Origin of the sequence: Bordetella genomosp. 11, assembly GCF_002261215.1 — a bacterium.
In the GTDB taxonomy this organism is placed as follows: Bacteria; Pseudomonadota; Gammaproteobacteria; order Burkholderiales; family Burkholderiaceae_B; genus Bordetella_C.
In genome coordinates this window covers 1736597-1762849 of sequence record NZ_NEVS01000004.1, presented here as the reverse complement: position 1 = coordinate 1762849, position 26253 = coordinate 1736597, and the positions used below count along the sequence as shown (strand labels likewise).

The 26253-nt window shown below is 66.4% G+C and carries 23 protein-coding genes; 13 read left to right on the top strand and 10 right to left on the bottom strand.

Annotation, left to right across the window (positions count from 1 at the left end):
* Positions 1 to 100: 100 nt before the first annotated feature.
* Both araD and CAL28_RS15595 read right to left on the bottom strand, forming a co-directional pair.
* Positions 101 to 1858 (bottom strand): L-arabinonate dehydratase, encoded by a 1758-nt coding sequence (araD, locus tag CAL28_RS15600; RefSeq protein WP_094842222.1) that lies wholly within the window; start codon positions 1856 to 1858, stop codon positions 101 to 103.
* A 5-nt stretch (positions 1859 to 1863) separates the two neighbouring features.
* Positions 1864 to 2844, bottom strand: coding sequence for a Bug family tripartite tricarboxylate transporter substrate binding protein (locus CAL28_RS15595; RefSeq protein ID WP_094842221.1), 981 nt, complete (start codon positions 2842 to 2844; stop codon positions 1864 to 1866).
* 170 nt (positions 2845 to 3014) lie between these two features.
* On the opposite strand from CAL28_RS15595, the gene CAL28_RS15590 reads away from it, so the two are divergent.
* Positions 3015 to 4139 carry a LacI family DNA-binding transcriptional regulator gene (locus CAL28_RS15590; RefSeq protein ID WP_217906584.1) on the top strand — a complete coding sequence of 375 codons (1125 nt, stop codon included), beginning with the start codon at positions 3015 to 3017 and terminating at the stop codon, positions 4137 to 4139.
* A gap of 3 nt (positions 4140 to 4142) precedes the next feature.
* Here CAL28_RS15590 and CAL28_RS15585 read toward each other — a convergent pair whose 3' ends face one another.
* From CAL28_RS15585 to CAL28_RS15570, 4 genes are read right to left on the bottom strand one after another with little or no spacing between them, the layout of a single operon-like run.
* Positions 4143 to 5378 carry an NAD(P)/FAD-dependent oxidoreductase gene (locus CAL28_RS15585; protein ID WP_094842220.1) on the bottom strand — a complete coding sequence of 412 codons (1236 nt, stop codon included), beginning with the start codon at positions 5376 to 5378 and terminating at the stop codon, positions 4143 to 4145.
* Positions 5379 to 5382: 4 nt separating this feature from the next.
* On the bottom strand, positions 5383 to 6906 hold the full coding sequence (locus tag CAL28_RS15580) for an amidase (protein WP_094842219.1): 1524 nt from the start codon (positions 6904 to 6906) through the stop codon (positions 5383 to 5385).
* Between the two features lie 22 nt (positions 6907 to 6928).
* Entirely contained in the window at positions 6929 to 7915 is a 987-nt protein-coding gene (locus CAL28_RS15575; protein ID WP_094842218.1) for a Bug family tripartite tricarboxylate transporter substrate binding protein, read from the bottom strand.
* A 52-nt stretch (positions 7916 to 7967) separates the two neighbouring features.
* Positions 7968 to 9308, bottom strand: coding sequence for a D-serine ammonia-lyase (locus tag CAL28_RS15570; RefSeq protein WP_094842217.1), 1341 nt, complete (start codon positions 9306 to 9308; stop codon positions 7968 to 7970).
* Positions 9309 to 9451: 143 nt separating this feature from the next.
* Between CAL28_RS15570 and CAL28_RS15565 the strand changes: the two genes are divergently transcribed.
* Positions 9452 to 10360 (top strand): LysR family transcriptional regulator, encoded by a 909-nt coding sequence (locus tag CAL28_RS15565; RefSeq protein WP_094842216.1) that lies wholly within the window; start codon positions 9452 to 9454, stop codon positions 10358 to 10360.
* Positions 10361 to 10374: 14 nt separating this feature from the next.
* Here the strand turns inward: CAL28_RS15565 and CAL28_RS15560 are convergent, their stop codons facing one another.
* Positions 10375 to 10647, bottom strand: coding sequence for a hypothetical protein (locus tag CAL28_RS15560; RefSeq protein ID WP_094842215.1), 273 nt, complete (start codon positions 10645 to 10647; stop codon positions 10375 to 10377).
* Positions 10648 to 11057: 410 nt separating this feature from the next.
* Positions 11058 to 11999 (bottom strand): LysR substrate-binding domain-containing protein, encoded by a 942-nt coding sequence (locus tag CAL28_RS15555; protein ID WP_094842214.1) that lies wholly within the window; start codon positions 11997 to 11999, stop codon positions 11058 to 11060.
* Between the two features lie 167 nt (positions 12000 to 12166).
* Between CAL28_RS15555 and CAL28_RS15550 the strand changes: the two genes are divergently transcribed.
* The 11 genes from CAL28_RS15550 (at position 12167) to CAL28_RS15500 (ending at position 24384) form a co-directional block, all read left to right on the top strand.
* Complete coding sequence (locus CAL28_RS15550; protein ID WP_094842213.1) at positions 12167 to 14290, top strand: hydantoinase/oxoprolinase family protein; 2124 nt, start codon at positions 12167 to 12169, stop codon at positions 14288 to 14290.
* Complete coding sequence (locus tag CAL28_RS15545; RefSeq protein WP_094842212.1) at positions 14287 to 15966, top strand: hydantoinase B/oxoprolinase family protein; 1680 nt, start codon at positions 14287 to 14289, stop codon at positions 15964 to 15966. The genes CAL28_RS15550 and CAL28_RS15545 overlap by 4 nt, the downstream gene beginning before the upstream one ends.
* Before the next feature lie 77 nt (positions 15967 to 16043).
* A complete protein-coding gene (locus CAL28_RS15540; RefSeq protein ID WP_094842211.1) occupies positions 16044 to 17033 on the top strand; it encodes a Bug family tripartite tricarboxylate transporter substrate binding protein in 990 nt (329 codons plus the stop codon).
* Positions 17030 to 18193: a cystathionine beta-lyase gene (metC, locus tag CAL28_RS15535; protein WP_254926140.1), complete on the top strand. Its 1164-nt coding sequence runs from the start codon at positions 17030 to 17032 to the stop codon at positions 18191 to 18193. Before CAL28_RS15540 ends, metC begins: the two co-directional genes overlap by 4 nt.
* A gap of 58 nt (positions 18194 to 18251) precedes the next feature.
* Positions 18252 to 19097: an ABC transporter substrate-binding protein gene (locus CAL28_RS15530; protein ID WP_094842210.1), complete on the top strand. Its 846-nt coding sequence runs from the start codon at positions 18252 to 18254 to the stop codon at positions 19095 to 19097.
* Between the two features lie 32 nt (positions 19098 to 19129).
* Positions 19130 to 19825, top strand: a complete 696-nt coding sequence (locus CAL28_RS15525; protein WP_094842209.1) for an amino acid ABC transporter permease — start codon at positions 19130 to 19132, stop codon at positions 19823 to 19825.
* Positions 19826 to 19830: 5 nt separating this feature from the next.
* Positions 19831 to 20535 (top strand): amino acid ABC transporter permease, encoded by a 705-nt coding sequence (locus tag CAL28_RS15520; RefSeq protein WP_094842208.1) that lies wholly within the window; start codon positions 19831 to 19833, stop codon positions 20533 to 20535.
* A gap of 19 nt (positions 20536 to 20554) precedes the next feature.
* The gene (locus tag CAL28_RS15515) at positions 20555 to 21352 is read left to right on the top strand and encodes an amino acid ABC transporter ATP-binding protein (protein WP_094842207.1); all 798 of its coding nucleotides are present in this window, start codon (positions 20555 to 20557) and stop codon (positions 21350 to 21352) included.
* 42 nt (positions 21353 to 21394) lie between these two features.
* Entirely contained in the window at positions 21395 to 23107 is a 1713-nt protein-coding gene (locus tag CAL28_RS15510; RefSeq protein WP_094842206.1) for a rhodanese-like domain-containing protein, read from the top strand.
* A 27-nt stretch (positions 23108 to 23134) separates the two neighbouring features.
* Positions 23135 to 23743, top strand: coding sequence for an AraC family ligand binding domain-containing protein (locus CAL28_RS15505; RefSeq protein WP_094842205.1), 609 nt, complete (start codon positions 23135 to 23137; stop codon positions 23741 to 23743).
* Between the two features lie 32 nt (positions 23744 to 23775).
* A complete protein-coding gene (locus CAL28_RS15500) occupies positions 23776 to 24384 on the top strand; it encodes a glutathione S-transferase family protein (RefSeq protein ID WP_094842204.1) in 609 nt (202 codons plus the stop codon).
* Between the two features lie 64 nt (positions 24385 to 24448).
* On the opposite strand, the gene CAL28_RS15495 is transcribed toward CAL28_RS15500, so the two are convergent.
* Both CAL28_RS15495 and CAL28_RS15490 read right to left on the bottom strand, forming a co-directional pair.
* Complete coding sequence (locus tag CAL28_RS15495; RefSeq protein ID WP_176464013.1) at positions 24449 to 25378, bottom strand: TauD/TfdA dioxygenase family protein; 930 nt, start codon at positions 25376 to 25378, stop codon at positions 24449 to 24451.
* Positions 25379 to 25397: 19 nt separating this feature from the next.
* Complete coding sequence (locus CAL28_RS15490; protein WP_094842202.1) at positions 25398 to 26246, bottom strand: SDR family NAD(P)-dependent oxidoreductase; 849 nt, start codon at positions 26244 to 26246, stop codon at positions 25398 to 25400.
* Between the last annotated feature and the right edge of the window lie 7 nt (positions 26247 to 26253).

Sequence of the window (26253 nt, the reverse complement as noted above, 5' to 3'; positions counted from 1 at the left end):
GATAGCCGGGGTGGCGTGGATGGGATCGCGAGCGATGCCGAACGGCGCGCGCGGTGAAGCGGGTTGCCGGTGCGTGCGGTCGCGGTACGGGGAATGGCGTTCAGTAGATCGGGGGTTCGGGGGTCGGCGCGCTGCCTTGCAGGAATGCGAAGTCGCAGCCTTCGTGAGCCTGGGTGACCTGCTCCTGGTAAAGCCTGGCGTAGCCGCGGGCGTAGCCGCGTTCCGGCGGCCGCCACGCGGCGCGCCGGGCCTGCAGCTCCGCCTGGGACACGTCCATGTCCAGCCGCCGCGCGCCGATGTCCAGCGTGATACGGTCCCCGGAACGCAGCAGCGCCAGCGGACCGCCCACGGCCGACTCGGGCGAGATATGCAGGACGCAGGTGCCGTAGTGGGTGCCGCTCATGCGCGAATCGGACAGGCGCAGCATGTCGCGTACGCCCTGGCGCAGCAGTTTCTTGGGGATCGGCAGGTTGCCCCATTCCGGCATGCCGGGCGCGCCGATCGGCCCGCCATTGCGCAACACCAGCACCGTGTCGGCGTCGACGTCCAGGCCGGGATCGTCCATGGCGGCGAGCATGGCCTCGTTCGAATCGAAGACCAGCGCGCGGCCGGTATGGCGCAGCAACGCGGGTGTCGCGGCGGAGGGCTTGATCACCGCGCCATCGGGGCACAGGTTGCCGCGCAGGACCGCCAGGGCCATGCCGGATTCCGGGCAGTCCGGCGCGGCGGGCACCACGGGGTTATCCGGATCGCGGATCACGTCGTGATCCTGGCATTCGATGCCGGCGATGTTGTCGCCCAGGGTAAGGCCTGTGACGGTCAGGGCGTCCAGCGACAGATGGGACCGCAGCTTGTTCAGCAGGGCAGGCAGCCCCCCGGCATAGTGGAAATCTTCCATCAAGCGATTGCCGGAGGGGAAGAGATTGGCAAGCACCGGGACCTGCCTGGCGATGGCGTCCAATTCATCGAGTCCCAGCTTCAACCCGGCCCGGCCGGCCATGGCCGGCAGATGGACCGCCGCGTTGGTCGAGCCGCCCAGGGCCATATAGGCGACCGCGGCGTTGCGCAGCGACTCCCCGGTCAACAGGCGCGAGGGCCGCAGGTCTTCCCACACCAGATCGACGATGCGTTGGCCGCAGGCCCATGCCATGCGCGAGTGGGCGGCATCCATGGCCGGAATGCTGCTGGCGCCGGGCAGGGACAAGCCCATGGCTTCGACAATGGCCGTCATCGTGCTGGCCGTGCCCATCGTATTGCACGTGCCGGGCGTGCGGGTCATCTTTGCTTCCAGCGCGATCCATTCCCGCTGCTGGATGTTGCCCGCCGCGTATTCGTCCCAGTACTTGCGCGTATGCGTACCGGCACCCACGGTCTGTCCTTGGTAGCGGTCGTTCAGCATCGTGCCGGCGGGACAGAAGATGACGGGCAGGTCCATGGACAGCGCGCCCATGACCAGGCCCGGTGTGGTCTTGTCGCAGCCGCCCATCAGCACCGCGCCGTCCAGGGGCAGGCTGCGCAGCAATTCCTCGGCCTCGATGGCCAGGAAGTTGCGGTACATCATGGTGGTGGGCTTGACCATGACTTCGCCCAGGCTCAGCGCGGGCAGTTCCAGCGGATAGCCTCCCGCCTGCAGGACGCCGCGCTTGACGGCCGCCGCGCGCTCGCGCAGATGGGCGTGGCAGGGCGACAGTTCGCTCCAGGTGTTCAGGATGCCGATGACGGGCCGGCCCATGAACTCATCGCGGTTCAAGCCTTGCTGCTGCATGCGCTGGCGATGGGCGAAGCCGCGGATGTTGTCCGTGGCGAACCATCGCTGGCTGCGCAGGGAGTCGAGGGTCTTGCGCGTGTCGGAGCTCATGCGGTTCATTCCATTCTGATGTTGGCGCGTTTGACCAGTTCGCCCATGGCGGCGTAGTCCCTGCGCAGCAGTGCGTCGAATTCGGCGGGTGTGGACGAGAGGATTTCGTAGCCCTGCGCGGTCAGATTGCCGCGGAACCCCGGGTCCGCGAGCACGGCGCCCATGTCGCGGGCCAGGCGTTCGACGATCTCCGTCGAGGTGCCGCGCCGCACCAGGATGCCGTTCCAGACCACCGATGTGGCGTCGGCGATGCCCGCCTGCGCCATGGTGGGAACGCCCGGCAGCAGGGGCGACGGTTTGTCATCGGCGATGGCCAGGGCGCGCAGCTTGCCGCTGTTCACCAGGGCCACGATCGCGGGCAGATTGTGGAACATCATGGGAACGCGGCCCCCCAGCAGATCGTTCAGCGCTTCCGGGCCGCCTTTATAGGGAATATGCAGCAGGCGTATGCCGGCACGCAGCTGGAAAAGCTCCGCCGCCATATGCATGGTGTTGCCGATCCCGGCCGAGCCATATTCCAGTTTGCCGGGACGTTGCTTCGCGGCGGCGACCAGGTCGGCCACGGTGCGATAGGGCGTCTGCGCGCCCACGACCAGCACGTTGGGCATGCGATGCGTCAGCGTGACCGGTTGCAGGTCATCCAGCGGCGAATAACCCATCGACGGATAGATGTGGGGATTGATCGCCAGCGTGCTGGTGGACCCGAGCAACAGCGTATAGCCGTCGGCGGGCAGCCGCTTTGCCGCGTATGCCGAACCGATGTTGCCATTGGCGCCGGGACGGTTTTCGATGATGACGGCCTGGTGCAGGCGTTCGTTCAGCGCCTGGGCGAAAGGGCGGGCGAACTGATCCGCGGCACCCCCGGCCGGATACGGAACGATAAAGGTCAGGGCCTTGTCGGGATAGCTTCCCTGCGCCAGGGCGGACCGCCCCGCGCCAAGGCACAAGGCCGCGGCGGCCGTGGCGGTGAATTCGCGACGATTCATGCGGTGTCTCCTGTCTATTTTTTATCCCTTGCCGACGGGATCCATCCCGTCGGCCGGCCGGAAGGTGCCGGTACCATACGATGCGAAAGGTACCGGTACCATTTCGACATCGAAGTCTATAATGCGGCCCTCACGCCGTCAAACCCGACGGCATTCAAGCGGGGGACGCGTTGGCTCGCAGCAAGGCATCGGCGCACGATACGGAACAGGACAAAGACCCGGCCGCGCATGCCGGCCGGCGGAAGATCGCCCCCTATACCATTCATGACGTCGCGGCGATCGCGGGCGTCGCTTCCATTACCGTCTCGCGCTTTTTCAATACGCCGGACAAAGTGTCGCCGGCCCGGCGCGCGCGCATCGAGGCCGCCATCGCGCAAACGGGATTCGTACCCAGCCAGGTCGCGATGGGCCTGGCGTCGGCGCGTTCCAAGGTCGTCTGCGCGGTGATCCCAAGCATCGCGAACTCGGTGTTTTCGGAGACCGTGCAGGGGATGTCGGACGTGCTGCGTTCGTCCGGCTACCAGCTGCTGCTGGCCAGCAGCAACTATTCGACGGTCGAGGAAGAAGGCGCGGTGTGTGCCTTCGCGGGTTGGCGGCCAGCGGGGATGATACTGACCGGCCCGGCCCATACCGACCGCGTGGATGCCATCCTGCGCGCCGCCGCCTTTCCGGTCGTGGAGACCTGGGATGTCAGGCCCAACCGGCCTTTCCACCAGGTCGGCTTTTCGCATGACCAGGTGGGGTACGACCAAGCCATGCACCTGATCGAGCAGGGCGCCCGGCGCATCCGGTTCGTCAGGACGGGCATGCCGGAGGACTTCCGCGCGCAGCAGCGCGCACTGGGATATTCGCGCGCCATGGCCCGGCACGGGCTGGCGGCCGACGTGGAAACGCCGGACGAAACCGATCCCTTCGAAGCCGGCGCACAGGCGATGGCGCGTTTCGCGCGCGCCGGCAGGCGCACCCGTCCGCAGGCCATCATCTTCGCCAATGACAACATGGCCGCCGGCGCCATCCTGGCGGCGCCGGAATGCGGCCTGGTATTGCCCAGGGACTGCGCGATCGTGGGCTTCGGCGACTTTCCCATCGCGAAACGGCTTACCCCCGCGTTGACCACCGTGCATCCGGGCCGCTACGAGATCGGCAGCACGGCGGCTCGGCTGGTTCTGAAATTGATCCAGCGCGAAGCGGACGCGGACACCTTGTCCAAGCCGCAGTCGCATCATGTCGCCACGCAGTTCCTGGTGCGCGCCAGTTCCCGCGTGACGGGCCGTACGCCGAAGTCGAGCGCATAGGCCCTAGAGCAGCCGCTCGGCCCGGAACGGCGTGGGATCGACGAAAGGCCGCGCTCCCTCGATCATGTCGGCGATCAGCCTTCCGGTCACCGGCCCCAGGGTGAAGCCATGGTGCGCGTGTCCGAACGCGAACCACAGTCCAGGGTGCCGGGGCGCCGGACCGATGACGGGCATCATGTCCGGTGTGCAGGGCCGGCATCCCATCCACGGCGCGGCGTCCACACGCGGTCCCAGCGGAAACAGGCCGCGCGCGAAAGGCTCGACCGCCGCCAATTGGCGTGGCGAGGGCGGCGCGTCGCGGCCGGCGAACTCCGCGCCCGTGGTCAGGCGGATTCCACGCGCCATCGGCGCCAGCAGGAAACCGTTGTCCGCGTCCAGGACGGGATGGCCCAGCCGCGCGTCGCCATCGGCGGCGTAATGCATGTGGTAGCCGCGCTTGACGGCCAGCGGAAGGCGGTAGCCCAGCCGGCGGGTCACCACGTCCGCCCACGGTCCCAGGGCCACGACCGCCCGCGGCGCGCGCACGGCGCCCTGATCGGTACGTACCTGCCATTCGCCTTCCAGCGTGGCGGCATCGCCGGTCAGGATACGGCCGCCCAGCGACTCGAAGTGCCGCGCGTAGGCGGCGACCAGCGCATGGGGATCGGACACCGACTGGGCGTCGGTATAGCGCAGGCCGCCCGCCAGCGAGGGGCTCAACGCGGGCTCCAGCCGGCGCAGCGCCTGGGCATCCAGCGCTTCGAAGCCGACATCGAATTCGCCACGCCAGCGTTCGGCCACGCGGATCTCCGCGTCGCGCGCGGCGGCGCGGCGGAAGACCTTGATCCATCCCGTGGGCCGGATCAATTCCCGCGCGCCGGCCGCGTCCGCCAGGCTATGGTGCTCCGCCAGGCAATGTTCGATCAGCGCGGCGTACCGCGCCGCGATGGCCGCGTGGCGCGCCGGATGCGAATGGCGCCAGTACCGGTACAGAAAGGGCATCGACCTGACGAGGCTGGCGGCGTGATAGCGCACATCCGGGGCGCGATTGCCGGCGTACCGGATCAGGGCGCCGAGATCGCGCGGAAATGCATAGGGATAGACGCCTTCGCGCTGGATCAGGCCGCCGTTGCCGAACGATGTTTCGGTACCCGGGGGCTTGCGATCGATCAGGGCGACCGACTTGCCGCGCATCTGCAAATGCGCGGCGGCGCAGACGCCGACGATACCCGCGCCCAGGACCAGTACGTCGAACTTCATCGCGCTATACCGCCGACACGCTGTTGGCGGGCGGCGCGCCGTCGATCAGCGGCGGCGTCGTCACGATGGATCGCAGCTCGGGCCGCGCGGGCTTCAGGGAGGAGACATCGGGCACGGGGCGGCGCAAGGTCTCGATGGCGGCGAATGCCTGTTCCATGGCCTGCGCCGCGGCCAGCAGCGCATGATCGCCGCGGAAGCGCCCGACCGCCTGCAGGCCGAACGGCATGCCGCGATGGTCGCGTCCGCAAGGCAGGGCGATGGCCGGATGCGTGGTCAACGTGACCACGTAGGTCAGCGCCAGCCAGCGGTAATAATTTTCCTGGCGTTCGCCGTTGATGGTTTCCGCGTACAGCTTGGTCCACGGAAAAGGCGAGACCGGCGTGGTGGGCGACAGTACCAGATCGTAGTCCCGGTACACGTCCTGGAAGCGCTTGATCAGGCGCGTTTGTTCGGCCTGGGCCCAGGCGCTGTCCTTCAGGCTCATGGCCGCGCCCAGTTCGTAGTTGGCGCGGGTGTTCGGTCCCAGGCTGTCCGGATCCTTATCGTAGGCCTCGCCCATGCCGGCGACGAAGGCCTCGGCGCGCAGGACATCGAAGCAGCGGTGCGCGTCGCCGAGTTCCATGTCGACGGGATCGCAGGCGGCGAAAAGATGCCGCATGGTGGCGATTTTTTCGCGGAAGACCGCGCGGATGCCGTCGTCGACCGCGCACACGCCGAAGTCTTCCGTATAGGCCACGCGCAGCGTGCCGAGATCCGCCACGCCGGGCCGCAGGAAAGACAGCGGATCCAGCGGGTAGCTGAGCGGATCGCCGGCATGCATACCGGCGCTGGCGGCCAGTTGCAGGCAGGCATCGGCCACGGTACGGCCCATGGGGCCGACCACCGAGATCGGCGTCCAGCCCAGGGGCTTGCGTACGCTGGGCACGACGCCCGGCGAAGGCCGCAAGCCGACCACGCCGCATTTGGCGGCCGGGATGCGCAGCGAACCGCCGGTGTCGGAGCCCGTGCAGACCGGCAACATGTCGCAGGCCAGCGCGGCCGCGGAGCCGCCCGACGAACCGCCGGCATTCAGGTTGGGATCGAAGGGGTTGCCGGTCGCGCCCCAAACCGTATTGCGTGAATTGGCGCCGGCGCCCATCTCCGGCACATTGGTCTTCGCCGTCACGATGGCGCCGGCACGCCGCAGGCGCGCCACCAGTTCCACGTCCTGCTCCGGCACATGGCCGCGGTAGATGGCCGACCCGTAGGTGGTCAGCAGCCCGGCGGTGGCTTCCAGGTCCTTCACACCCAGCGGCAGGCCGTGCAGCAGGCCCAGCGGCTCGCCCTGCATGACGGCGCGCTCGGCCTCGCGTGCCGCGGCGCGGGCCTGTTCGTAGGCGGTCGCGGTGATGGCGTTGACGTAGGGGTTGACCGCATCGATACGGTCGATGCAGGCCTGCAGCAGTTCGACCGGCGATACCTGGCGCGCGCCGATCAGCCGGCGCAACTCCACGGCCGATAGCGCGACGAGGGAAGAAGTGGACGTCATGGAAGGTTCCGGATCGGGTTCGTCAGTCTGCCTTGATGTTCGCGCGCTCGGCGATTTCGCGCATCTGCGGCAGTTCTTTCAGGATCAGGGCCTCGCCCTGTTGTCCGTTCTCGAACTCCGGCTCGAAGCCCAGCGCCAGCAGGTTCTTGCGTACGTCGGGATTGGCCATGACGTTGGCCAGGGCCTGGCCCAGCCTGGTCTTCACGTCGGCGGGCAGGCCGCGCGGCGCGGCCACCATCAGCCAGGTATCCATCGCGACCTGCGGATAGCCCGATTCGGCGAAGGTCGGCACATCGGGCAGGAAGGTGGAGCGCTGCGGGCTGGAGACCGCGATGGCCTTGACCTTGCCGTTCTTCAGCTGCGGCAGCGCCGCGGAGACCGTATCCACGGAAAACGGGATCTGGCCGCCAATCAGGTCGGCCATGGCCGGCGCGCTGCCTTTGTAGGGGACGTGCGTCAGCTTGATGCCGGCCGCGGCGGCGAATGCCTCGCCGACGAAGTTGGCTGTCGTACCGCTGCCGAACGAACCATAAGGGGTGTCGGCGTGCGCGGGATCCTTGACGTAGGCGATGAAGGATTTCAAGTCGTTGACCGGCACCTTCGGATTGGCCAGCAGGATCAGCCCGGTGCGTCCCACGATGCCGATGGGCTCGAAACTCTTGACGGGATCGTAGGGCAGGTCGCTGCGTACCGCCGGATTGATGGTGAAGGTGGTACCGGAGCTGACCAGCAGCGTATAGCCGTCGGGCGCCGAGCGCGCCACATACGATGCGCCGATCACCGTGCCGGCGCCGGCACGGTTTTCGACGATGACCGTCTGGCCCAGTTCCTTGCCGAGCGCTTGCGCGAGGACGCGGCCGCTCACATCGGTGGCGCCGCCGGGCGGGAAGGGCACGATCAGCGACACCGGGTGCGTGGGATAGCCGGTCTGCGCGGCGGCCGGCAAGGCGGGCGCGAGCAGGCAGGACAAGGCCAGGCCGGCGGCAATACACGTGGAACGCATGTTCATGATGGACTCTGTGGACGTAGGGTGGATGTAAGGGCGGTCCTGCGGGTCCGCCTCAGGTATCGGCCGGGCTCGACCTGCCCCGGCTCAGGAAACGATCGAATTCTTCGGGCGGTACGAAGCGCCCGCCGGTGGTCCACACCAGGTGCGTGGCGCCGCGCATGGCCTGCGCCAGGCCGCGCGATGCCAGGTAGGCCTGCCCGGCCGGCGTCGCGCAAAGCCGCGCCGGCCCGCTGAAACCCGCCGCCGCGGACGGTTCGATGCGCAGGCCTTCGCTGTCGTGCAGGCGCGCGAGGTCCGTGAAGAGGACATCGTCGGCGACGGTATAGACCCCGTCCAGCCGCGTCGCCATGACGCCTGCCGCCAGCTCGGACGCACGCGGCACCGCCAGTCCATCGGCCTCGGTGCGATTGCTCAGGCCCACGTCGTACACCGAAGGCGTGGCGCCGGCCCCCGGCAGTTGGCCTGATCCCGCCATCATGCGGACCAGGAAGCAGGGCGATTGGGTCGGCTCGGCGAAAAAGCAGTGCACGTGCGGGCCCAGCACTTCCTTCAGGCCGAAGGCGATGCCGCCTGGCGCGCCGCCCACGCCGCAGGGAAGGTAGACGAACAGCGGATGCGCCGCGTCCACCGCGATTGCCGCATCGCGCAGCTGGTCGCGCAAATGCAGGGCGGCTGCCGCGTAGCCCAGGAACAGCGATGAAGAACGCTCGTCATCGACGAAATAGCCATTGGGGTCGGCCTGTACCCGCGCGCGGCCCGCGGCCACGGCTTTTTCGTAGTCGCCCGCATGTTCGACCACCGTCACGCCGCGCGCGCGCAGCCGCGCCTTTTTCCATTCCTTGGCATCGGCGGACATATGCACCGACGTCCGGAATCCCAACGCGGACGCGATCACGCCGATCGCCAATCCCAGGTTGCCGGTGGAGCCCACGGCGACCTGATGGCGCGAGAAGCTGGCGCGCGCCTGCGGCCCGGCCAGGACGCGATAGTTGTCGCCCGCCTGTATCAGCCCCTCGCGCAGGGCCAGCGCTTCGGCGAATTCCAGGACCTCGTGCACGCCGCCGCGCGCCTTGATGGAGCCGGCCACGGGCAGATCGTGGTCGGCCTTGATCCACAGCCTGCCTTGGGATTCCGGCAGGCGCAGCGCCGCGCGCATGCCGTCTACCGGCAGCAGGGCGGACTCGATCGCGCCCGCCGTTTCGTGCAGTTCGGGAAACAGGACGGTCAGCAGAGGGGCGAAACGGTCGAAGCGCGCGCGCGCCTGCCGTACGTCTTCCAGCGTGAAGGGGGATGCTTCGTTCGTATCCGCGCCAGCGGGTCGCGTCCACAGCAGGGGCCGCCCCTGGCGCAGGGAGCGCACGGGCTCGGAATCGATGGCAGGTGGGGCGATCATGGCGGCGCGGACAGCGTTGCAACAAGGATGAAACAAGCCAATGCTAGGGGCGGTCCTCCCGTGCAGCAATATCAAGGTTTAGAATGTTTCGTTGCGAAAAACGCAATCCACATCGTCGCCCCAATTCCCCATCGGACCCATCCATGAACAATCAGGTTCTCCAAGGCACCGCGCTGCGGTATTTCCTGGAAGTCGTGCGCTCGGGGTCCGTGACCGAGGCGGCGGAGCGCCTGGACGTCGCGCCGTCGGCGGTCAGCCGGCAGATTGCCCGCCTGGAACGCGAACTGAACACCCTGTTGTTCGAGCGGCGCGCGCGCGGCATGGTGCCGAACGCCGCGGGAGAGGTGCTGGCCGCGCACGCGAAACGCATGCAGCAGGACGTCGAGCGGGTGGCCGGGGACATCCTGGCCCTGCGCGGCCTGCGCCATGGGAAGGTGCGGCTGGTCAGCACGGAAGGCTATGCGTTCGACTTCATCCCGTCCCTGATCGCCACGTTCCGGCAAAGCTACGCCGGCATCCGCTTTTCGCTGGATGTGTGTTCGCAGCAGGACGTTCCGCGCCGCATCCGCGATGGCGAGGCCGATATCGGCCTGACCTTGAGCCTGACATCCGAGCGCGACATCCGCGTCGAGCTGCGCACGCCCGCGCCCGTCCTGGCCGTCCTCGCACCCGATCATCCCCTGGCGGGCAAGCGCACGCTGTCGCTGGCGCAGGTGGCGGCCTACCCGCTGGCGCTGCCGGACCGCGATTCGACCTTGCGCCAGTTGTTCGATATCAGCAGCAGCCGCCAGCAGTTGCGCTACGAGCCGGTGTTCGTCAGCCGGCATATCGATGCCCTGATCAGCTTCGCCAGCGCGGGGGGCGGCGTGGCGTTATGCGGGGAGCTGCCTGTCCGTGGACGGCTGCAATACGGCAGCGTGATCGCCGTTCCCCTGCGCGACCGCGAAATGAACGAGCGTCACTTCGAGGTGCAAACCCTGGCCGGGCGCATCCTGCCGGATGCGTGCAAGGCCTTTCTCGGCCATATCCGCGACGCCGTGCGCGCAGCCTAGGCCATGGACTGCTGCTAGTCCTGCGCCGGCTTGCTCGGCCTGGCCGGCAGGCCATCGACCACGGTGCGTCCGAACAGGATCGCGGCATGCACGGCTTCGCCGGGACTCACCACGAAGCCGCCTTCCGCGAAGCGGGGCACCTCGTAGCTTTCGCCGGCCTCCGGCGAAGAGGCGATGCCGACCAGGATGGTCGCGGCAAACATGGGCGAGCCGTTCGCCACGGCCGGGGGCCGGGCGATCTTGGCATTCAGGCGATAGCCTTTGTAGACGGTATTGTTTTGAAGCATGTGGCACCTCGCCATTTCAAGTGAATCGCGTGGGCGCCTGGACGGCGCCGACGCTGAAAACAATAAAGCCCTCCGGCGGGAGGGCTTCATGCCGGAACGGAGCGTCCCGGGATGTGCATGCAGCGGCTGTTTCCGCCTTGGCCAGGGGGAATGAAACCGGTGGGTCGTTCGGGGATGAAGCAGGGGGCGGTGCCGCTACGCATGGCGTTCTCCTTGAGACGGACGGCATGTCTTCATGCCAGGACGGATATCAAGGAGAGGATTTGTCAGGTCGGTATGTCGCGGAACGGGGCAAAATCGCGGTGCTTGAATGTCTTCCATCGACTATGGGCACTGGCGCGGCCGGCGTCAACACAATTATCGAAACAGTTGTACCAGCCGGGCAGGGTGCCGGTACGGCACGCATCGTACTAGGGCTGAGGTAAACCCGCGGGCGGCGCGTGCTGGCCTTCTTCCACGGTACGGCGCGTTACCTGGGGAGCGAGAATCTCGATGAACGCATAGGCGTACGCGCGCAGGTAATGCTTGCGGTTGAGCACGATGAAGGTCGTGCTGGCGGAGAACAGGTGGTCCACATTGATTGCCCGCAGTCCGCGGTCGCGCTTGGGATCGAAGACAAGTTCCGGCAGGACGCTGACTCCCAGGCCTTGCTCCACATAGGCCTTCACGACATCGGCATTCGTGGCCTTGAGCAGGGTCGGGGCCTGCTTGCCCAGGCGTTCCAGGGTGTCGAGCACGACCGAGCCGGTCTGCGACGGTTCGTACATCACGATGGAATAGCGGGCGATATCGTCGAAGGTGGGGCGCGGCACCTTGAGCAGGGGGTGTCCCGCGGCCACCAGCAGCAACCGCCGATACGTCTGGAACGGGATGCCGAACAAGTCGCCCTGGAGATCCCCGGGCGAACTGAGAATGCCGATGTCGGCCTGGCCCGCGCGCATCGTATCGGTGATCTGGCGCCCGCTCTCCGGGCGTATCGTGATGTGTACGCGGGGATAAAGATCCGCGAACTTCTTCAGGATCACGGGAAGCCTGAACCTTGCCTGCGCGTGACTGGCGGCGATCGTCAGCGTGCCGCTGTCATCGGCGCTGTGCGCGTTGGCAAGCTGCCGTATATCGTCGATCTCCATCAGGGCGCGGCGTGCCCGTTCGATGATTTCCCCGCCTATCGGCGTGATCGCGGTCAGCCGGTTGCGCTGGCGCGTGAATATCGTCAGCCCCAATTCTTCTTCCAGCAACCGGATCTGCGTGCTGACGCTGGGTTGGGAGACATGCAGCAGTTCGGCCACGCGCGAGACTTTCAGGTCGCGGCGGGCAACCTCGGTGATGAAGCGCAATTGCTGGAGATTCACGGAATTCCCTTGCCTTCCGGACCGTATATTCCAGGCCCAGTATAGGTTTTTCGAATAGCTAATAATATATAAATATTATGATTTATCGGGGGCGCTTGCTACCTTCCCGTCACGCCTTCGCAACGGCACTTTGTTAGAGCGCGGGCGGACAACCAATCAGGGAAGGTATGGACACCACTATCCCCAGCCCGCGCGCGGTGCTGGCCGTCGACATCGGCGGATCGTTCACCGACGCCGTACTGATGGTCGGCGCGAAGACGCACACCACCAAGGTACTTACCACGCCGCTGCAGCCGGAATTGGGCGTGCTGCAGGGCGCGCGGGAAGTCCTGGCCAAGGCGGGGCTGCCTGCCAGCGAAGTCGCGCTCTTCATCCTGGGCACCACGCTGGCCACGAACGCGCTGATCGAACGCAAGGGCGCGCGCACGGCCTTGATTACGACCGAGGGATTTCGCGACGTCGTCGAGATCGGGCAGGAAAACCGCTACGCGCAATACGATATCTTCCTGGAAAAACCGGTACCGCTGGTGCCGCGCGACCTGCGCTTCGGCATACCCGAACGTATCGACGTCCACGGCAGGACGCTGTTGCCGCTGGACGAGGCCGCGGTGCGCCGCGTCGCCTGCCAGTTGCGCGAGGCCGCGGTGGAAAGCGTCGCTGTATCGTTCCTGCACAGCTACGTCAATCCCGAGCACGAAGCCAGGGTCGGGCAGATCCTGGCTCAGGAGCTGCCGGATCTCTGGATCACGCTATCTTCCGACGTCTGCCCGGAAGTCCGCGAGTACGAGCGGACCTCCACCGCCTGTGCCAACGCCTACGTCCAGCCGGTCGTGGCGCGATCGCTGGGCGAACTCGACCGGCTGATGCGCGAAGCCGGAATGGGCTGTCCCATTTACCTGATGACGTCCGGCGGATCGCTGACCTCGCTGGAATTGGGCGCTCGCCAACCCGTCAAGCTGGTGGAATCGGGCCCGGCCGGCGGCGCCATCCTGGGCCGCAGGATCGCCGAGCAATGCGGCGAGCGCCACGTGCTTTCCTACGACATGGGCGGCACCACCGCGAAGATCTGCTTCATCGACGAGTACACGCCGCAGCTCTCCCGGACCTTCGAATTCGGCCGCATGTATCGCTTCCTGAAAGGCTCGGGCCTTCCCATCCGGATCCCGGTGATCGAGATGGTCGAAATCGGCGCCGGGGGCGGCTCGATCGCGCACGTCGACACGCTCGGCCGCATCCAGGTCGGGCCGGACAGCGCGACGTCCAATCCCGGGCCGGCCTGTTTCGGGCGCGGGGGAACGCACCCCACGGTGACGGACGCGAACTGCGCGCTCGGGCTGTTGGATCCGGCCCGCTTCGCCGCGGGCAAGGTCAACCTCGCGCCCGGCGCGGCGCGCGCCGCCATCGCGCGCGACGTCGCCGATCCGCTTGGAATGGGCGCCGAGATGGGAGCATTGGCGATCAGCGAAATCGTCGCGGAGAATATGGCGTGCGCCGCCCGCGTGCACGGGATCGAGTTGGGCAAGGATATCGAGCGCTACACGATGATCGCCTTCGGTGGCGCGGCGCCCCTGCACGCGGTGCAGATGGCCGCCAAGCTGGGCATCGACCGCATCATCGTCCCGGTGGGCGCAAGCGTCGGGTCGGCGCTGGGCTTCCTCTGGGCCCCGATTGCCTACCAGGCACTGCGCAGCCTCTATCAGTCCACGGATGGCATCGACCTGGATGCGGTGAACCGTGTGCTGGAAAGCATGTACCTGGAAGCCAGCGCGGCCGTGGAAAGCGCCGCCCCGAAAGGCAGCCGGCTCGAAACGCGCTGTGTCGCGTTCATGCGCTACCGGGGGCAGGGGCATGAAATCCCCGTCACCTTGCCGTCCACCCAACTGACGCCGGCGCTGGCCAGCGGCCTGGCCGAACTGTTCGAACGAGAGTACCGCGCGCTGTATGGCCGCATCATCCCCGGCGTCGGGGCCGAAATCCTGACCTGGACACTGACCGTATCGACCGGCCAGGCGGCCACGCAGGACGAGGACCGCCGTCCCGCCGGGATACGCAGGCCCGCGCCCTCGGCCTATCGGCCCGTTTTCGACACGGCGCTGGCGCGCGCGGTCGACATACCCGCCTTCGATCGCGAGGCCTTGTCCGTGTCGGACCACATCGACGGACCGGCCCTGATCGTCGAGGACCAGACGACCACCGTCGTTCCCGCCGGTTTCACCGCCCGGGTCGACGCCCGCCACTATCTGATCATCGACCGCGACCGATCGTCGAAGGCACAGCGAGGTGAAGCATGAGCACCCAGGACACTCGTTCGGCGACTGCCCTTATCCGCAATCAGATCCTTTGGGATCGCCTTATCGCGGTGGTCGAGGAGCAGGCCCAGACCATCATCCGCACAGCGTTCGGCGCGGCGGCGCGGGAAGCGGGCGACGTTTCCGCCGGCCTGTTCCTGCCCGACGGGCGGATGATCGCGCAGGCCGTCACGGGTACGCCGGGACACGTCAATTCGGTAGCCGAGTCGGTACGCCATTTTCTCGTGGAGTTTCCCGCCGACGGCATGCGGCCGGGCGATATATACATCACCAACGATCCCTGGAAGGCAACGGGCCATCTGTTCGACATCACGGTGGTGACGCCGGTTTTCCGGGGCGACAGCCTGATCGCCCTGTTCGCCTCGAACACGCATGTGGTCGATATCGGCGGGGTGGGCGTCGGTCCCGATGCCACGCAGATCTATCACGAGGGCCTGTTCATCCCGATCGCCAAACTGGCCGATGGCGGTGTGATGAGCAAGACGGTGCTCGACTTCCTGCGCGCCAATGTGCGGGATCCGGTGCAGGTGATCGGCGATGTCTACGCGCTTGTGTCCTGCAACGAAGTCGCGGGTAAGCGCCTGGCCGGCATGATGAGCGAGTATGGCCTGGAGACGCTCGTGCCCTTGGGCGAACACATCATCGCGCAATCCCGTGCCGCGATGCTCAAGGCGCTCGCGGACTGGCCCAAGGGGACGTGGCATCACGAAATGACGATCGACGGCTACGAGTCGCCGATCCACCTGAAGGCATCGTTGCAGCTGACGGACGCCGGCATCGAAGTGGATTTCACCGGCAGCTCCGGCACCGTGCAGCGCGCGCTGAATGTGCCGAAGTCATATACCGACGCATACACCTCGTTCGGCGTGCGCTGCATCATCGGCGGCGAAATCCCGAACAACGCCGGCTCCTTGAGCGCCGTCAAGGTCACAGCGCCGGAGGGCTCCATCGTCAACGCGCTGCCGCCGTGCGCGGTGACCTCGCGCGCCATTGTGGGGATGATGTTGCCCGATGTGATCTTCGGTTGCCTGCGCCAGGCGCATCCCGACCGGGTGCCGGCCGAGGGCGCTTCCAGTCTGTGGAACATCCGCCTGGTCGGCGGCCAACCCATGGCCGGCGCGCCCGCGGAGGACTTCCTCGCCGGCCGCCGGTTTACCCAGGTGTCGTTCACGACCGGGGGAACCGGGGCGCGGCCCAGGCAGGACGGACTGTCCACCACATCGTTCCCCAGCGGCGTCCGCAATACCGCGATCGAGATCTCCGAGACCATGGCGCCGGTGGTGTTCTGGCGCAAGGAATACCGGCCGGATTCCGGCGGCCCGGGCACCTTCCGCGGGGGCCTGGGACAGATCGTGGAAGTGTCGCATGCCGAGAATGTGCCCATGATCCTGGCGGCGACCTTCGACCGCATCAAGTTTCCCGCCCGCGGCGCACTGGGCGGGCAGCCGGGCGGAAGCGGAAGGGTGAGCCTGAAGTCCGGCAAAACCCTCAACGGCAAGGGACGCCAGTTGGTTCCCGCGGGCGACCGTGTCGTGATCGAAACGCCAGGAGGCGGTGGGATCGGCGATCCCCGCGAGCGCCCTCGCGACGATGTCGAACGCGATATCCGTCTGGGGTTGGTGAGCCGGGAGGCCGCTGAAAAGATCTACGGACAGTAATTCCCCGCCATGTAGGTGGCGGCACGAAGTTATCCAGCCTACCCATATGGGCCCATGCGGGCCCGCCGGAGTCGACCATGCCTCGTTTGCTGTTGATGATGTTGATTTGCCTGTGCTGTATCCCTGTCGCCAGCCGGGCCGGCACGTATCCGGAAAAGCCCGTGACCATCGTCGTCCCGTATCCGCCGGGCGGGGGCGTCGACTTCGTGGGACGCCTGTTGGCGACGGGCCTGTCGCGGCTGGGCCAGCCCGTGGTCGTCGAAAACCGCGCGGGCGCGGGCGGGACCATCGGCGCCGCCTTCGTGGCGCATGCGCGTCCCGATGGCTATACGCTGCTGGTGGGCGGGACGGGACCGCTGTCGATCGGGCCCTTGCTGACCAAAAACCTGCCTTATTCCCCGTCGAAGGACCTGGATCCGATATCGCTGGTCGTCCTGATCCCGCAAATCCTGGTCGTGCATCCCTCGCTTCCGGTCAAGAGTGTCAGCGAGCTGCTGGCGCTGGCGCGCGCCAAGCCAGGCTCGCTGACGATGGGTTCCGGCGGTATCGGGACCGGCCAGCATTTGGCCGGCGCCATGCTCAACAGCCTGGCGCATGTCGATATACAGCACATCCCCTACAAGGGAACCTCGCTGGCGGTGAATGACCTGCTGGGCGGGCATATCGACATGATGTTCGCCGACCCGTCCGTCACGCCCATGATCAAGTCGGGGCAGTTGCGGGCGCTGGGGCTTACCACGCCCAAGCGGTCGCCCCTCATGCCGGATCTGCCGACCATCGGCGAGACGGTGCCGGGGTATGCCATGCAGAGCTTCTATGCCATCACCGCGCCGGCGGGCACGCCCGCGGATGTCGTGGCCAAGCTCAATGGCGCGGTAGCGGCGCTGCTGGCGGAACCCGATACCCAGCAAAAGCTGGCGGCGGAAGGGATGATCGCGGCGCCCAGCAGCCCCGCCGACGCGCGCGCCTTCATCGCGCAAACCACCGTCCATGCGGCTCAGCTGCTCGGTATCGACACCGCCGATGCGCCGCATACCGCCATCAATTCTCCTGCCAAAGCCCCATGATGAAGAACGATACGCTGCTCGTCCACGCCGGTCGCGACCCCCAGGCCCATCGCGGCATGGTCAATACACCGGTCTATCGCACCTCCACGGTCATCTTCCCGACCCTGGCGTCCTATGAAGACCGCAAGAAGCAGGGCGACAAGTTCGTGCGCTACGGCCGGCATGGCACGCCCACGACCTACGCGTTCGAAGAAGCCATGGCGCGCCTGGAGGGCGGGCATAAGAGCCGGGTCGTACCCAATGGCCTGGCCGCCGTCGTGGCCAGCCTGACGGCGTTCGCGCGCCCTGGCGGGCATCTGCTGGTTCCCGACAACGTGTATACGCCGGCCCGCCGCTTCTGCGAGGGGCGCCTGGCAAGCTGGGGGGTGCGCACGGAGTTCTACGATCCGCATCTCGGCGCGCGGATCGCAGAGCGGCTGACGGCCGATACTATCGCCGTCTATTGCGAGTCTCCCGGCTCACAGACCTTCGAGGTCCAGGATATACCCGCCATCGCCGCGGCCGCCCACGCGCGCGGTATCCCCGTGATCGCGGACAACACCTGGGCGACGCCGTATTTCCTGCGACCCTTCGAGCTCGGCATCGATGTCTCGATCCACGCCGCCACCAAGTACATCGGCGGGCATTCCGACCTGATGCTGGGTGTGATCACGGCCGGTGCATCCCATTGGGACGCCGTCCACCGCGCGGTCGACGACCTGGGCTATAGCGTGAGTCCGGACGATTGCTACCAGGGCTTGCGCGGCCTGCGGACGCTGGGCGTTCGTCTGCGCCAGCAGATGGAGAACGCGCTCGCGTTGGCACGCTGGCTGCAGGCGCAACCCGAAGTGGCCGGCGTGAACTACCCGGCACTCGAAACCCATCCGGATCACGCGCTGTGGCGCCGGGATTTCAGCGGCGCCGCGTCGCTGTTTTCGGTCGAGCTGCGGCCGGACTTCGCGCCGCGGCTGGAGAAGCTGGTCGACAGCCTGCGGCTCTTCGGTATCGGGTCCAGCTGGGGCGGGTACGAGAGCCTGATCAATGTCGTCAAGGCGGGCGGTTCCCGCTCCGTCACGAAGTGGGCGCCAGCCGGACCGGTGCTGCGCCTGCACGTGGGCATGGAGGATCCGCAGGACCTGATGGACGACCTGCGGCGCGGTTTTGCGGCGGCGTCGGCCTGATTCCGGGCCGGCGTCGCAGGTGTTTCACGACATGCATTCACTCCAACGGAGACTCTCCATGAAAATTTCGCAGCGCTATCGCGGCCTGTGCAGCTTTGCCGTCCTGGCGGTTGGCCTGGCCTGCGCGCCGCAGGCTCACGCGGATCGCCTGGCCGAAATCAAATCGCGGGGCAAGCTGATCTGCGGCACGCAGAACGCTTCCAACCCGTATGCGTTCCAGGACGCCGAGACAAGAACATATGTCGGCTACGACGTGGATATGTGCAAGGCGATAGCCAAAGGATTGGGCGTCCAGCTGGAACACAAGGCCCTGTCCACCGAAGCGCGCATCCCGGAACTGAAGATGGGACGGGTCGACATGATCGCGGGCTCCATGGCCTATCTGCCTGAACGGGCGGCGCAGATCGACTATAGCCTGCAGTACCTGCAGGACGACATTCGCCTCCTGGTCAAGAAAAAGTCGGGCATTACCAAGCTGGCCGATCTGGCCGGCAAGAAGGTCTGCACGTCCAAGGGATCGAGCTCGTCGGCGGTGGCCCAGCGTGTCCTGACCAAATCCACGATGTTGAACTTCCAGGACGTGTCCGCGTGCTATCTGGCGCTGCAAAGCGACAAGGTCGAGGCCATGCCGGGCGGAGACCTGGGCTTGATCCGCTTTCGCATCGAATCGGAAAAAACCGGGGACCCCACCGTGCTGCTGGACGAGCCGATTTTTACCGAGCATATGGGGCTGGTCGTCAACAAGGGAAACCCGGATCTGCTCGCCGCGATCAACAAGATCATCGTAGAGATGGACCGCAGCGGCCAGCTGAGCGCGATCTACGACAAATGGATGGGCTCGGGCTCGCCGTATAAGTTGGTGCGCGCCTTCAAGGTCGAGCCTGTCGATCTCCATCAGCAGTAGAGAAAAGGCGGGCCGGCCCGGCCCGGATCGCTATGCAATTCGACTTCGCGTTTTTGATGTCGCATGACGTCCTCTCGGCCTTGCTGCTTGGGGTGGCGACCACGCTTCGGCTATTCGCCGGCGCGTGGGTATGCGGGTTCTCCCTGGCCATCGTCCTGGTGGGCCTGGGCATGATCCCGCTGCGTCCGCTGCGCCTCGTACTGCGGATATTCATCGAATATCACCGCAATGTGCCGACCGTGGTCCAGATCATGGTCTGGTACTTCGGCATGCCGGATATCCTGCCGGAAGGGCTGCGGCTTTGGATCAACCATGGCAACGGCGAGTTTTCCTTCGCGCTCGTCGCGCTGTCGCTCAACGCCAGCGCGTATATGACCGAGGACATACGATCGGGCTTCCGCGCCATTCCCGCCGCGCAGCAGGAGGCCGCGCGTTCGATCGGCCTGAGCGCGTTCCGTGCTTTGCGCTACGTGACATTGCCGCAGGCACTGCGTATCGGCGTGCCGCCGCTGGTGAACCGTTCGCTGATCCTGTTCAAGGACACCAGCCTGGCGATGGCAATCGGCGTGACGGAACTCACGAATCAAACCCGCGCCATCGAAAACCTGACGTTCCGGGCATTCGAGGTCTTCGCGGTGGCGACGGCCTTCTATCTGCTGGTCTCGCTGCTGTTGATGACATTCGGCGCCTGGTTCGGACGTCGATATCCGCCCACGTTCGGAAGGTGAGCGAAATGCTGGAAATTATTCACAAGTACGGAATGCTGCTGCTGATCGGCTCATGGCCGCATGGCCACCTGGGAGGCATCGCGGGCACGCTGATCCTGGCGGGATTGGGCCTGACGCTGTCCTTTCCGGTGGCATTGCTATTGGGCCTGGCGCGCACGAGCTCGTGGCGATGGATCCGATGGCCCGCCAATGCCTGGGTCTATGGCTTGCGCGGAATACCGCTCGTCATGATCATTTTCTGGGCCTACTACCTGTTGCCGCTGCTGATCGGCGATGCGATTTCGCCTTTCGCGACGGCATGCAGCGCGATCGTCGTCTACGAGGCCGCCTTTATGGCGGAGATCGTTCGCGCGGGCATCCAGGGCCTGCCCACGGGCCAGACCGAGGCGGCGCGCGCGGTGGGACTGACGTACGCCCAGTCCATGATCCACGTGATACTGCCGCAGGCGCTGGTCAATATGCTGCCGTCCATCGTCAACCAGTTCATCTCCACGATCAAGGCCACGTCGATCGTCTATGTGATCGGTGTGCAGGAGGCGACGTTCGCGGCGCAGGAGATCAACAGCGTCGAGATGACGCATGCGCTGTACACCTATCTGCTGCTCGCCTGCATCTACTTCACCCTCTGCTACGGCCTGTCCTTCGCGACCGCCGCGGTCGAGCGGCATTTCCGCCGGCGGCAATCCGTGCGCGCCCCGGCGTTGGCATGAGACAAACAAGGGGATGACAATGATCGAATTCAAGAACGTCGGGAAATGGTACGGTTCCTACCACGCGCTCGACGACGTGTGCGGGACGGTGGCCGACGGCGAGGTGGTGGTGATCTGCGGTCCGTCGGGATCGGGAAAGTCCACCCTGATCCGGACCGTGAATGCCCTGGAGCCCATCCAGCGCGGCTCCGTATGGGTGGGCGGCAAGGACGTGCATGCCAAGGGAAGCGACCTGAACATGCTGCGTGCCGGCATCGGGTTCGTCTTCCAGCAGTTCAACCTTTTTCCCCACCTGTCGGTGCTGGAAAACATCGTGCTTTCGCCGATCAAGGTCGGGGGCATGACACGGCACGCGGCCGAGCAATTGGCCCGGGGGCTGCTGGAAAAGGTCGGGTTGGCCGGCAAGGTGAACGCGATGCCCGCCAGCCTTTCCGGCGGACAGCAACAGCGCGTGGCGATTGCGCGCGCGCTGGCCCAGCGGCCGCCGGTCATCCTTTTCGACGAGCCCACCAGCGCGCTGGATCCGGAAATGGTGGGGGAAGTCCTGGCCGTGATGCAGCAACTGGCGTCGGAGGGAATGACCATGGCCATCGTTACGCACGAGATGGGTTTCGCCCGGGAAGTGGCCGACCGGATCTGGTTCATGGATGCGGGCAGGATCCTGGAGGACGCGCATCCCCATGCATTCTTCGCCAATCCCACGCATCCGCGCGCCAGGCGCTTCCTGTCCGATATCCTGCGGCCCGGCGCGCAGAACGATGGCGTCGAGAGCATGCCGGCGCAGCCGGCCCTGGCCATGCGCGGCGCGTTGGCCTGATATCCCGATTTTCCCCGGCTTCCATCCAGACGTCATGCACCCATGAAAACTTTTCCGAAACTGGACGCTGCCGCGCTGAAAGCGGCGCTGGCGCGCGTCTCCGACACAATGTCCCGGCATCGCGCGGAGATCGCCCTGCTGGACATAAGCGAAGAGGGCCAGTTCTGCCTGGGCCATTTGCTGCGCGCCGTGAATGTTCCATATAGCCGCCTCGAGCTGCTCATCACGCCGCTGGTCCCGCGCAAGAACTGTCCGATTGTCCTGATGGGCTCGGACAACGGGATCGTCCAGCGCGCGGCTGAACGGCTGTCCGCCCTGGGCTATGCGGACATCAGCCTGTTCCCGGGCGGCGTCGCCGCCTGGGCCGCGGCCGGCGGCGAGGTATTCGTCGGGGTCTATGTGCCGAGCAAGGCATTCGGGGAGTGGGTGGAAGCCCATTTCGACACGCCGCATATCGATGCCGATGCGCTTGCCGGCCTGCAGCAGGCGGGTAAGGACCTGATCGTGCTGGATCCCCGGACGGAAGCCGAGCATGCGGCGGGCCACGTGCCCGGGGCCGTCAGTTGTCCCGGCGCGGAGCTGGTCTATCGATTCGGCGACCTGGTTCCCTCGGCGCAAACGCTGGTCGTGGTGGCTTGCGGCGGGCGCACGCGCGGGATAGTCGGTGCCCAGTCGCTGATCAACGCCGGCGTGCCCAACCGGGTTGTCCACCTTGCCGACGGGAATCACGGCTGGCGCTTGTCCGGCCGCGAACTGGAGCGGGGATTCGCCGGACGTACGGCGGTAACCGCCGCCGGCGTGGCGGCGGCGCGGCCTCGCGCGGAGGCGGTGGCGCGGCGCTTCGGCGTTCCGACGGCCAGCGATGACGATTTGAAGGGATGGCTCGCCAATCCGGCAAGGACCACCTTCGTATTCGACGTCCGCACCCCGGCCGAATACACCGGCGGACATCATCCCATGGCCCGCAATGCGCCGGGCGGGCAATTGGTGCAGGCCAGCGACCAATGGCTGGGGACCCTGGGCGCTCGCGTGGTGCTGACGGATACCGATGGCATTCGCGCGACGACGACGGCACACTGGCTTTTGCAGATGGGATGGGATACCTATGTGCTCGAGGCCGCGTCCCCACGGGACCTGCCTTCCGGGGCGGTCGACGCGGGCGAGCCATGTGTCGGCAGCGTCGGCAGCGTCGGCAGCGTTGGCGCGGACGAAGCGGCCCGGGTGCAGCGCGAGCTGCGGGGCTCGTTCCAGGCCGTCCCGGAGATCGATCCCGCGGCCGCCCAGGTCGCGCTGAATGCGGGCGCCGTCGCGGTGTCGCTGGATCGCAGCGTGGATTACCTGGCGGCTCATCCTATCGGCGCGATGTGGGCCAACCGCGCCCGGCTCGATCGGCTGGACGACGCGATCGCCCAGGGACGCGGCCTGGTGTTATTTTCGGATGACGGGCGGGTTGCCCAACTCGCCGCCTTCGACCTGCTGCGCAGGCCGGGGGGCAGCGAGGCGGACATCCGGGTCGTGCGAGGCGGTCAGCGCGCCTGGGTCGCCGCGGGACTGCCGGTGGTGGGGTCGGATGACGATGCCCTCCCGGCCGAGGATCGCATCGATTTCATGCAATGGGCGCCAGGCCGCCGGGCCGGCAACAAGGATGCAATGAAAACCTATTTGAACTGGGAAAAGAATCTGCTGCGGCAAGTCGCCGCTGATGGCTTTCGATTCGGTCTTGACAGCCAGGCCGCACCTACCGCGACGCGCTAGCGTCGCCAACTTCCAAGGACGTTAACAATGACGATTAAATCCGAACGCCAGGCCCTCGTACAGGAGACGATGGGGGACCTTGAACGCATTCTCGGCAATGGGCAACCGGACCGCGCGACGCTGGAGCGCATCAGCGCGCGCCTGCAGTCGCTGGCGGAGCGCACGGATCTCTTTCCCACGGAGGAGTTCCCGGAGCCCACCAAGGAATCGGGCGCGACGTCCTCGCGCTACCTGCTGGCGCAGCAACCCGACAGCAATATGACGCTATACATCAACGTCATTATTCCGGGCAAGTCGACCAAGCCGCACGACCACGGCACCTGGGCGGTGATCGTCGCGGTCAGCGGCGAGGAACTCAATCGCATCTATCGACGCGTGGACGACGGCAGCGATCCGGAACATGCGCGGTTGGAGCAGGTCCGCGAATATGTGGTCAAGCCCGGGTCGCCCATCAACTTCCTGCCCAAGGATATCCATAGCATCCACGTGGACGGCAACCAGACGGTCCGTCACTTCCACCTGTACGGCCAGCCGCTGGAAACGCTGACGGACAGGCTGGGCTATGACCTGGATACCGGCAAAGTGTCCAACTACAACAAAAACTACATGCGCCCCACCGTGGGTCGCGACGCCTGATGCCGGACGGCGCACACTGAAGGAGTGCTGACATGATGGATGTCTGGGGAAGGGCTTCGTCCTCGAACTCGGCCAAGGTGTTCTGGACGCTCGACGAGCTCGGTATCGCCTATACGCTACGCCAGGCGGGTGGAGAGTTCGGCGGCCTGGATACATCGAACTACCTGGAGATGAATCCGAACGCCCGCGTGCCCACGCTGGTCGATGGCAGCCTGGTGCTGTGGGAGTCGAACGCGGTCGTGCGCTATCTCGCGGCGCAATACGGTTCGGCAAGCCTTTGGCCGGTGGCCGCGCGTGAACGCGCGGTCTCCGATAAATGGATGGACTGGGCGTCGATCAACTTCGGCCCGGCGATGTTCGCGCTGCGCCGCGGGCTGAAAGGGGAGCCAGCCGCTGCCGACGTGAACGCGCTGCGTGCACGCGTCGACGGCCTGGCGCGGATGCTGGACCATGTCCTCAGCGGAAGTCCCTATGCCGGCGGCGAGCGGCTCGGTATCGGGGATGTGGCGCTGGGGCCGCATGTCCATCGCTGGACCTTGCTGGATACGCCGCCGGATCATCTTCCCGCGCTGCGCAGCTATTACCTGAGGCTGTGCACCCATCGTGCCTACAAGCGGCATGTCGTCGATGCATTGACATGACATGGCGCCCATGCCTTCCGCGGTTCCTTGCGGGCGGCGGGAGGCATGGAGGGTGCGGACCTGCCTAGCCGGCGATGACCGCCTCGCCGCGGATGACCGTTCGATAAAGCACGCGTGCCTGTTTCGGGTCGACCTCCGATCTGAAGTGCATGGTGCAGCGGTTGTCCCACAATACGAGGTCGCCGATCTTCCAGACATGCTTCCACGCGTATTTCTCTTGCGTCGCATGCGCCCAGAGACGATCGAGCAGCCGTTCGCTTTCTTCATTGCTCATGCCGATGATGTAGCTCGAAGGCCAATCGCGGCGGCGGCCAAGATAAAGGGCAGGGCGCCCGGTCACGGGATGCTTGCGCACCAGCGGGTGTATCGGGCCCGGCACTTCTTCCGGTGTGGTGGGCAGTTTCACGGTGGGCCGCAGGATGCCCGCGCTGTTGCGGCTGGCATCGTGCAGTTGCTGCCTGCCTTGGATGGCCTGTTTCAGGTCGTCCGGCAATTCCTCGTAGGCAAGGTATTGATTGTTGAAGCTCGTATCGCCGCCGCCATTGACGGGCAGCGTAATGGCGTACAGCATGCTGCCGGCCGGCGGTACCTCGGCGTAGGAGTTGTCGGTATGCCAGACCACTTCGTAGCTGCCCAGCGTGCCGTTATCCTTGACCGGATCGCCGTTCTCGTCCAGGTTGGAGATCAGCGATACCCGGGGATCGATCGCGATGCGCTTGCCGCCGACGGTAAAGCCGCCCGCGACCTGGAATTTGCGCGCGGCCGGCTCCTTGGTTTCGCCGAAGATCGCCGCGGCATCCAGGAACGTGGTTTCCGGCAGCGCCTGGTCCCGCCACAAAAGCACGAGATGTTCCGCCCACGCTTTACGCAGCAAGGCCTTGGTGGCTTCGGGTACGGGTTGAGAGAGATCGACGCCACGAATTTCCGCGCCCAGCGCGGCGCCGGTGGGCACGACCTGGACATGTTCAGGCGCGTTGACTTGAGGGTTGGCCATGGCTGGCTCCTGTTTCGGTTTAGATGGCCCGGGATCCGCCGCCATCGACGGCCAGGCATTGGCCGGTGATGTAGGCCGATGCCGGCGACCCAAGGAAATAAATGGTTTGGGCGACTTCTTCCACCGTTCCCAGCCGCTTGAGCGGAATGTTCGCGGTACGAGGCGCCAGGAACTCCTGAAGGCTTTTGCCGGGCGCCCACTTCTGCTGTCCCGCTTCCATCTGGCTGGTCAATATGCCGCCCACGCTGATCACATTGACCCGGATTCCGTCACCGGCCAGCTCCAGGGATAGGCTCTTGCTGAGATTGATGACGGCCGCCCAGGCGACGCCGGATGTGACGACGCGCGGCGGCGGCTGCCGTCCTTTGATCGATGCCATGTTGACGATGCTCCCGCCGCCTGCCTGCCGCAGCAGCGGCAGGAATGCCCGGGTGACGCGTACCATGCCGAGCAGCTTCTGTTCGAGGGCGGACCGCCACTCATCGTCGCTGATCAGCGAGAAACGGCCCGGCGGCAGATCCTGTCCGACCGAGTCGACCGCATTGACGGGCCAGTGGATGCCGTCCGCTTCGCGCTGCGAGGATTCGCCGGCGTTGTTGACCAGCACGTCCACCTGGCGGAATCGCGCGTTCACCTCGGCGGCGAAGGCCCGTACCGAGGCGTCGTCGCGGATGTCAGCGGTCCTGGCCAGTACGGGCGTGCCGTAAGCCGATTCCAGTTCGGCGGCGGCGAGCGCGAGCGGGCCGGCCTGGCGCGCGCATAGCGCCAGGGACGCGCCTTGCGCCGCGAACAGGCGCGCCGCGGCCAGTCCGATGCCTCGGCTTGCCCCTGTAATGACGACTGTCTTGCCGGTCAGAACGCCAGCCATGGTGTGT